Raw genomic sequence first — 6463 nt, 5'->3', positions numbered from 1 at the left:
CGGGCCAGGCCGACGTGGCCGTGGTCCGCGGCTGAGGCCCGGTGGGGGCGGCCCCGCGCGGCCCCGCCCCGGCTCCACTCATCTCGGCAGGACGACCACCCGCGCCGCCGGATCCCGGTCGTCCGCCGCCATCAGCGCCGTACGCACCACGGTCGCCTGCTGCTCCAGCGACTCCCGCAGCTTCCTCGGCGTGAGATGGACGACGGTGATGCCCAGCAGCTCCAGGTGCTCGCGCTTGCGGACCGTCGCCGTCCACTGCTCGTCGTCCGAGAGGTCGGGCCCGGCGTCCCGGCGCCCGCCCGGCCGCGGCGCCCGCGTGTCCAGCTCGATGGCGACCGCCCGCTCGGGCCAGTAGGCGTCCACCCCGCCGAGGTGCGGACCGCCGGGCAGCCGCAGGTCGACGTTCCACACCGGCTCCGGCAGCCCGTAGGAGCGCACCAGTTCGTACAGCCGCCCCTCGGCCAGGGTCCGCCCCTCCGCGAGCAGCGTGTCCACGGCGTCCACCACGTGCTGCCGGGAGAGCAGCCCGGACTGGCTCAACTCCCTGACGACCGTGGCCGGGTCGCAGTGCCCGCTCCGCACCGCCTCCGTCAGCACCTCCACCACGGAGGGCGCGTCCGAGAGATGCGCGACCGCGTCGGCCACCGCGCGCGCCACGGGCGCCACGGGACGGCCGTCGATCAGCTCGGGCAACGGCAGCACATGGGCGCGGATCAGCCGGGCGCACCCCGCGGAGCGCAGCCGCCGGGTGCGCGGGACGAGTACGTCGATCCGCTCCAGCGTGAGCAGCGGGGGAGCGGACGAGAACCCGTACAGCGACAGCGCCGCGAGCCCCGTGACCATCACCGTGCTGTACGTGACCGAGGCGGGCGCCGGGGCCGGGCTGTCAGGGCCGGGCTGTACGGGCACCTCCCCGCTGCCCGTGGCGGTCGGCCTGCCCGCGTACAGCAGCACCGCGTGCAGCCGCTCCTCCGCGGTCGGCGGTCCGGAGTGCAACAGGAAGACCCCCGGCAGCAGTTGCTGCCAGGGGCCGCCGGCCCGGCACCGCGCGGACACCCGCCCGGCCGGTACGCCGTACTCGCGGAGCTGCGCCGACGAGAGGACGCGGCTCCGCACATCGGCGGAGAGCCGGCCGAGAGGGAAGGGGCGGGGGGAGACCGGGGTGTTGTTGTTCATGCCGGGTGTCTCCCCCCGCGAGGCGGGGGGACTAACCGCCGTGACGAATCTGTCGGCAAATCCGGACAACCTCGTACTAAAGTAAGGGTGTTCGACTGCCGATCAGACAGACCGCCTTTCCACCCCCGGAGTTTGTGATTCCGCAGGTGTCACGGGCCGTGGCGGCCCCCGTCGCTCAGCCCGCGGCCGCCGCGTCGCACTCCTGTCCGCGCAGCGATCGCGCCAAGTCGTCCGCCGACTCCATGACCAGCCGGCGCAGCGCCGGCGCCGTGTTCCGGTGCGCGGCGAGCCAGGACTCCGTCGCCTCCAGCGTCGTACGGTCGTCCTGGAGCCCCGGGAACAGCCCCTTCACCACGTACATGCCGATCTGGATCGAACGCTCCGTCCACACCCGCTCGATCGCCTCGAAGTACTTCGCGGCGTACGGCGCCAGCAGCTCCCGCTGACCGGGCCGGGCGAAGCCCGCGATCACCGCCTCCACCAGCGCGTTCGACAGCGCGTCGGACTCGACGACCTGCGCCCACGCCTGCGCCTTGACGGCGGCGGAGGGCCGGGCCGCCAGACAGCGCACCTGGTGGCGCTTGCCCGACGCCGTGTCGTCCCGCGCCAGTTCGGCGTCGATGGCCGCCTCGTCGGCCTGGCCGTGCGCCGCCAGCGGCTCCAGGAAGGCCCAGCGCAGCTCCTGGTCGACGCTGAGCCCGTCGATCTTCGCCGTGCCCTCCAGCAGACCGCGCAGAAGCTGGAGATCCGCCTCCGTCTCGGCGACCGCGGCGAAGAAGCGCGCCCAGGTGAGCTGGTGCTGGCTGCCCGGCTCCGCCGTCCGCAGCTCGCGCAGCGCGCCCTGCGCCAGCAGCAGCGCGCCCTCCGGGCGCCAGGCGGGCGCCGCGTAGTGGGTGAGCGCCGACCGCGCCCACGCGTGCAGCATCTGGAGCACCCCGATGTCCGACTCGCGGCCCGCGTGCCGGAAGACCAGCCCGATGAAGTCCCGGGCGGGCATGAGGGCGTCCCGTGTGAGGTTCCACAGCGCCGACCAGCACAGGGCGCGCGCGAGCGGGTCCGTGAGGTCGCCGAGGTGGTCGCGCAGGGTGTCCAGCGACCCCGCGTCGAAGCGGATCTTGCAGTACGTCAGGTCGTCGTCGTTGACGAGGACCAGCTCGGGCCGCTCGGCGCCGGCGAGGTCCTTGACGACCGTACGCGGCCCGTCCACGTCCGTCTCGGCGCGCGCGTACCGCACGAGGTCGCCGGAGGGCGACCGCCGGTACAGCCCGACGGCCACCCGGTGCGGCCGGAGTTCGGGGTGGGAGGGGGCGGCGTCCTGCACCACGGCCAGCTCCGTGATCCGGCCCTCGGCGTCACAGGTGAGCTGCGGGGTCAGGGAGTTGACCCCGGCCGTCTCCAGCCAGGACCGCGACCAGCCCGCCAGCTCACGCCCGGACGTCTCCTCCAGGACGGCGAGCAGATCGCGCAGCCGCGTGTTGCCGTACGCGTGCCGCTTGAAATAACGCCTGGCGCCCTCCAGGAACGCGTCCCGGCCCACGTACGCGACGAGCTGCTTCAGCACGGACGCGCCCTTGGCGTACGTGATCCCGTCGAAGTTCAGCTTCGCGTCCTCCAGGTCACGGATGTCGGCCGTGACGGGGTGCGTGGAGGGGAGCTGGTCGGCGCGGTAGGCCCAGGACTTGCGGTTGTTGGCGAAGGTGATCCAGCCGTTGGTGAAGCGGGTCGCCTCCACGAGCGAGAAGGACCCCATGAAGTCGGCGAAGGACTCCTTCAGCCACAGGTCGTCCCACCACGTCATCGTGACGAGGTCGCCGAACCACATGTGCGCCATCTCGTGCAGGATCACATTGGCCCGGCGTTCGTACGACGCGGAGGTCACCCGGCCGCGGAAGATGTACTCCTCGCGGAAGGTCACCAGACCCGGGTTCTCCATCGCGCCGAGGTTGTACTCGGGCACGAACGCCTGGTCGTACTTCCCGAAGGGGTACGGGTAGTCGAAGTGGTCGTGGAAGAAGTCCAGCCCCTGCTTGGTGACGAGGAAGACGTCCTCCGCGTCGAAGTACCGGGCCAGTCCCTTGCGGCAGAGCGCGGTCAGCGGGATCTCCAGCACCGTGCCGTCCTCGAACGTGCGCCGGTAGGAGTCGGTCACCTCGTGGTAAGGACCGGCCAGGACGGCCGTGATGTACGTCGAGATCGGCTTCGTCTCCGCGAACCGCCACGTGCCGTCCGCCGGTGTCCCCTCGCCGTTGCTCCGAACGGTCCAACCCTCCGGCGCCGTCACCTCGAAGCGGTACGGAGCCTTCAGGTCGGGCTGCTCGAAGTTGGCGAAAACTCGACGGGCGTCGGCGGGCTCGTACTGCGTGTAGAGATAGACCTCGCCGTCCTCCGGGTCGACGAAGCGGTGCATGCCCTCGCCCGTACGGCTGTACGCGCACTGCGCGTCCACCGTCAGCTCGTTCTCCGCGAGCAGGTCCTCCAGGGCGATCCGCGAACCGTCGAAGACGGCCGCCGGGTCCAGGTCGAGGCCGTTGAGCGTCACCGCGGTCACGCCCGGCGCGATCAGATCGGCGAAGGTCGCGGCGCCGGGCTCGGCGCAGCGGAACCGGATCGTGGTCACGGAGCGGAAGGTCCGCGGCGCGTCCCCGTCCGCCTCGCCGACCGCCGACCGCAGGTCGAGGGCCACCTCGTACCCGTCTACGGACAGCAGGTCGGCCCGCTCACGGGCCTCGTCGCGGGACAGGTTCTCACCGGGCACGGTCACTCCTCTGTGGCTCGCTTCGTCGCGGGTCTCGCTCGTCCGAAACAGCAACGATCCTCGCACGTACCACTGACAGCGGAAACGGCGGAACGCGGGAAGCCGGGGACGCGGGAATGCCTCCGGCCGATCACCGCGTTGGAATCACCGAGGTGTGTCCACCCGCCATGAGGAGAGAAATGTCCGAGAAGACGCCTGTTGACTTCTGGTTCGATCCGCTGTGCCCCTGGGCCTGGATGACCTCCCGCTGGGTCCTCGAAGTGGAGAAGGTCCGCGACATCGAGGTCCGCTGGCATGTGATGAGCCTGGGGGTCCTCAACGAGGACAAGCTGGACCAGCTCCCCGAGGAGTACCGGGAGAACATGCTCCCCGGCGGCAAGTCCTGGTGGTCGGTACGGGTGGCCGTCGCCGCGCAGCAGCTCCACGGCGACGAGGTCGTCGGGAAGCTGTACACCGCGCTCGGCACGCGCATCCACAACCAGGGCGAGGGCGTGAACCGCGAGTCCATCGCCGCCGCGCTGGCGGACGCGGGGCTGCCCGCCGACCTGATCCAGTACGCCGACTCCGACGCGTACGACACCGAGCTGCGCGCCTCCCACAAGGAGGGCATCGACAAGGTCGGCCAGGAGGTCGGCACCCCGGTCATCGCGGTCCCCGGCTCCGACGGCGAGCAGATCGCCTTCTTCGGCCCGGTGGTCACGCCGGCGCCCAAGGGCGAGGAGGCCGCGAAGCTCTGGGACGGCACCCTGATGGTCGCGTCGATCCCGGGCTTCTACGAGATCAAGCGCACGCGCACGGCGGCCCCCAGCTTCGAGTAGCCGAGTTCACGGAAGAGGCGGACCAGGCAGAAGAGCCTGAAGGTCCGGTAGGGCCCCCGCGAGTCCGGCCTCGCGGGGGCCCTCCGTCATTCCGTCCGCACGTGAAGGGTGAGAAGACGATCACGAGCAGGACGTGTGAGGTGCCGTGACAGGGCGCCGGTGCCGGTCCCGGTGTCGTGTCACGGCACGAGCAGGAGGCTGTGGGCGCGCTCCTTGGCGGACGCGTAGCGCTTGGCGACGTCCTGCCAGTTCACGAGCTTCCACATGGCCTCGATGAAGTCGACCTTCTGGTTCTTGTACTGGAGGTAGAAGGCGTGCTCCCAGGCGTCGAAGACCAGGATCGGCACGGAGCCCTGGCCGACGTTGCCCTGGTGGTCGTAGACCTGCTCCACGATCAGCCGCGCGCTCACCGGCTCGTACGCCAGCACGCCCCAGCCCGATCCCTGGGTGGTGGCGGCGGCCTTGCTGAGCTGCGCCTTGAAGCCCGAGAAGGAGCCGAAGGACGCGGTGAGGGCGTCCGCCAGCTCGCCGGCCCCGTCGGCGGCGAGCGGCTCGCCGCCACCGTCGCCCGCCATGTTGTGCCAGTAGATGGAGTGCAGGATGTGGCCGGAGAGATGGAACGCGAGGTTCTTCTCCAGCCCGTTGACCGCACCCCATGTCTCCTTGTCGCGCGCCTCCTCAAGCTGTTCGAGGGTGTCGTTGGCGCCCTTGACGTAGGCCGCGTGGTGCTTGTCGTGGTGCAGCTCGACGATCTGCGGATTGATGACCGGTTCGAGTGCCGCGTAGTCGTACGGCAGTTCAGGAAGCGTGTACACGGCCATGGCGGGCCCCTCCGGCTGTCTTATTGCACATCCTGTGCAACTGCACGCTAGCAGCAAGAGGTCGGGTCGGGTCGGCGACACCACCGACCGGCGTGGGTGCCCCCCTGTGACACCTTCGGTGTGTGACACCTTCGACAACGCGCTGACCTCCGCTTTGTGGATGGCTGACGGTGATCCGCCGGGGACCCGTGGGTTACGGTCGGGCTGTCCCCAGGCGCCCACCGCGGCGCCCGTACCCGAACGCGGAGTCCCCATGAGCACTGCTGCCGCAGCCCCCCGTACCGGAGTGGTTCTCGCCGACCTCCTCCCCGCCAGCCGCACCCGGGACATCGCCCTGGTCCTCGGCGGCGCCGCGCTGACCGGCCTCGCGGCCCAGATAGCCGTGCCCGTCCCCGGCTCCCCTGTCCCCGTCACCGGCCAGACCTTCGCCGCGCTGCTCGTCGGCACCGCGCTCGGTGCCCGCCGCGGCTTCCTCTCCCTCGCCGTCTACACCCTGGTGGGGATGGCCGGGATGCCCTGGTTCTCGGCGGGCTCCTCGGGCCCCGGCGGCGCCTCCTTCGGCTACGTCCTGGGCATGCTGCTCGCCGCCACGGTGGTGGGCGCGCTGGCCCGCCGCGGCGGTGACCGCTCCGTACTCCGCACGGCCGCGACGATGGTGGTGGGCTCCGCCGTGATCTACGCGGTCGGCGTCCCGTACCTCGCGCTCTCCACCGGGATGTCGCTGAGCGCCGCCGTAGCGGCGGGCCTGGTGCCCTTCCTGCTCGGCGACGCGCTCAAGGCGGCGCTGGCGATGGGCGCGCTGCCCGCCGCCTGGAAGCTCCTCGGTGACAAGCGCTGACGACGGCGCCGCACCGGACATGAGTGAGGCTCTTCGATCCGCGCACACGTGCGCG

The 6463-nt window shown here is 71.3% G+C and carries 5 protein-coding genes; 2 read left to right on the top strand and 3 right to left on the bottom strand.

The genetic code is table 11. From position 1 onward, the window contains the following. Positions 1-78: 78 nt before the first annotated feature. Entirely contained in the window at positions 79-1176 is a 1098-nt protein-coding gene (locus tag ACFXPL_RS00025; RefSeq protein ID WP_384909844.1) for a hypothetical protein, read from the bottom strand. Between the two features lie 175 nt (positions 1177-1351). Then, positions 1352-3931 (bottom strand): aminopeptidase N, encoded by a 2580-nt coding sequence (pepN, locus tag ACFXPL_RS00020; RefSeq protein WP_384909841.1) that lies wholly within the window; start codon positions 3929-3931, stop codon positions 1352-1354. A 179-nt stretch (positions 3932-4110) separates the two neighbouring features. On the opposite strand from pepN, the gene ACFXPL_RS00015 reads away from it, so the two are divergent. Continuing rightward, on the top strand, positions 4111-4749 hold the full coding sequence (locus tag ACFXPL_RS00015; protein WP_384909838.1) for a DsbA family protein: 639 nt from the start codon (positions 4111-4113) through the stop codon (positions 4747-4749). A gap of 179 nt (positions 4750-4928) precedes the next feature. On the opposite strand, the gene ACFXPL_RS00010 is transcribed toward ACFXPL_RS00015, so the two are convergent. Further along, positions 4929-5570: a superoxide dismutase gene (locus tag ACFXPL_RS00010; protein WP_384909834.1), complete on the bottom strand. Its 642-nt coding sequence runs from the start codon at positions 5568-5570 to the stop codon at positions 4929-4931. Positions 5571-5823: 253 nt separating this feature from the next. On the opposite strand from ACFXPL_RS00010, the gene ACFXPL_RS00005 reads away from it, so the two are divergent. Continuing rightward, positions 5824-6408: a biotin transporter BioY gene (locus ACFXPL_RS00005; protein ID WP_384909831.1), complete on the top strand. Its 585-nt coding sequence runs from the start codon at positions 5824-5826 to the stop codon at positions 6406-6408. The last annotated feature ends 55 nt before the right edge of the window (positions 6409-6463 follow it).

The sequence above is a fragment of the Streptomyces sp. NPDC059092 genome (assembly GCF_042756365.1).
Lineage (GTDB): Bacteria > Actinomycetota > Actinomycetes > Streptomycetales > Streptomycetaceae > Streptomyces.
This window is presented reverse-complemented; position numbering and strand designations above follow the sequence as displayed.

Excerpts from the sequence above, each read along its gene's own strand:
- ACFXPL_RS00025 (WP_384909844.1), bottom strand. The coding sequence starts at position 1,176 with ATGAACAACAACACCCCGGTCTCCCCCCGCCCCTTCCCTCTCGGCCGG.
- ACFXPL_RS00015 (WP_384909838.1), top strand. The coding sequence starts at position 4,111 with ATGTCCGAGAAGACGCCTGTTGACTTCTGGTTCGATCCGCTGTGCCCC.
- ACFXPL_RS00010 (WP_384909834.1), bottom strand. The coding sequence starts at position 5,570 with ATGGCCGTGTACACGCTTCCTGAACTGCCGTACGACTACGCGGCACTC.
- ACFXPL_RS00005 (WP_384909831.1), top strand. The coding sequence starts at position 5,824 with ATGAGCACTGCTGCCGCAGCCCCCCGTACCGGAGTGGTTCTCGCCGAC.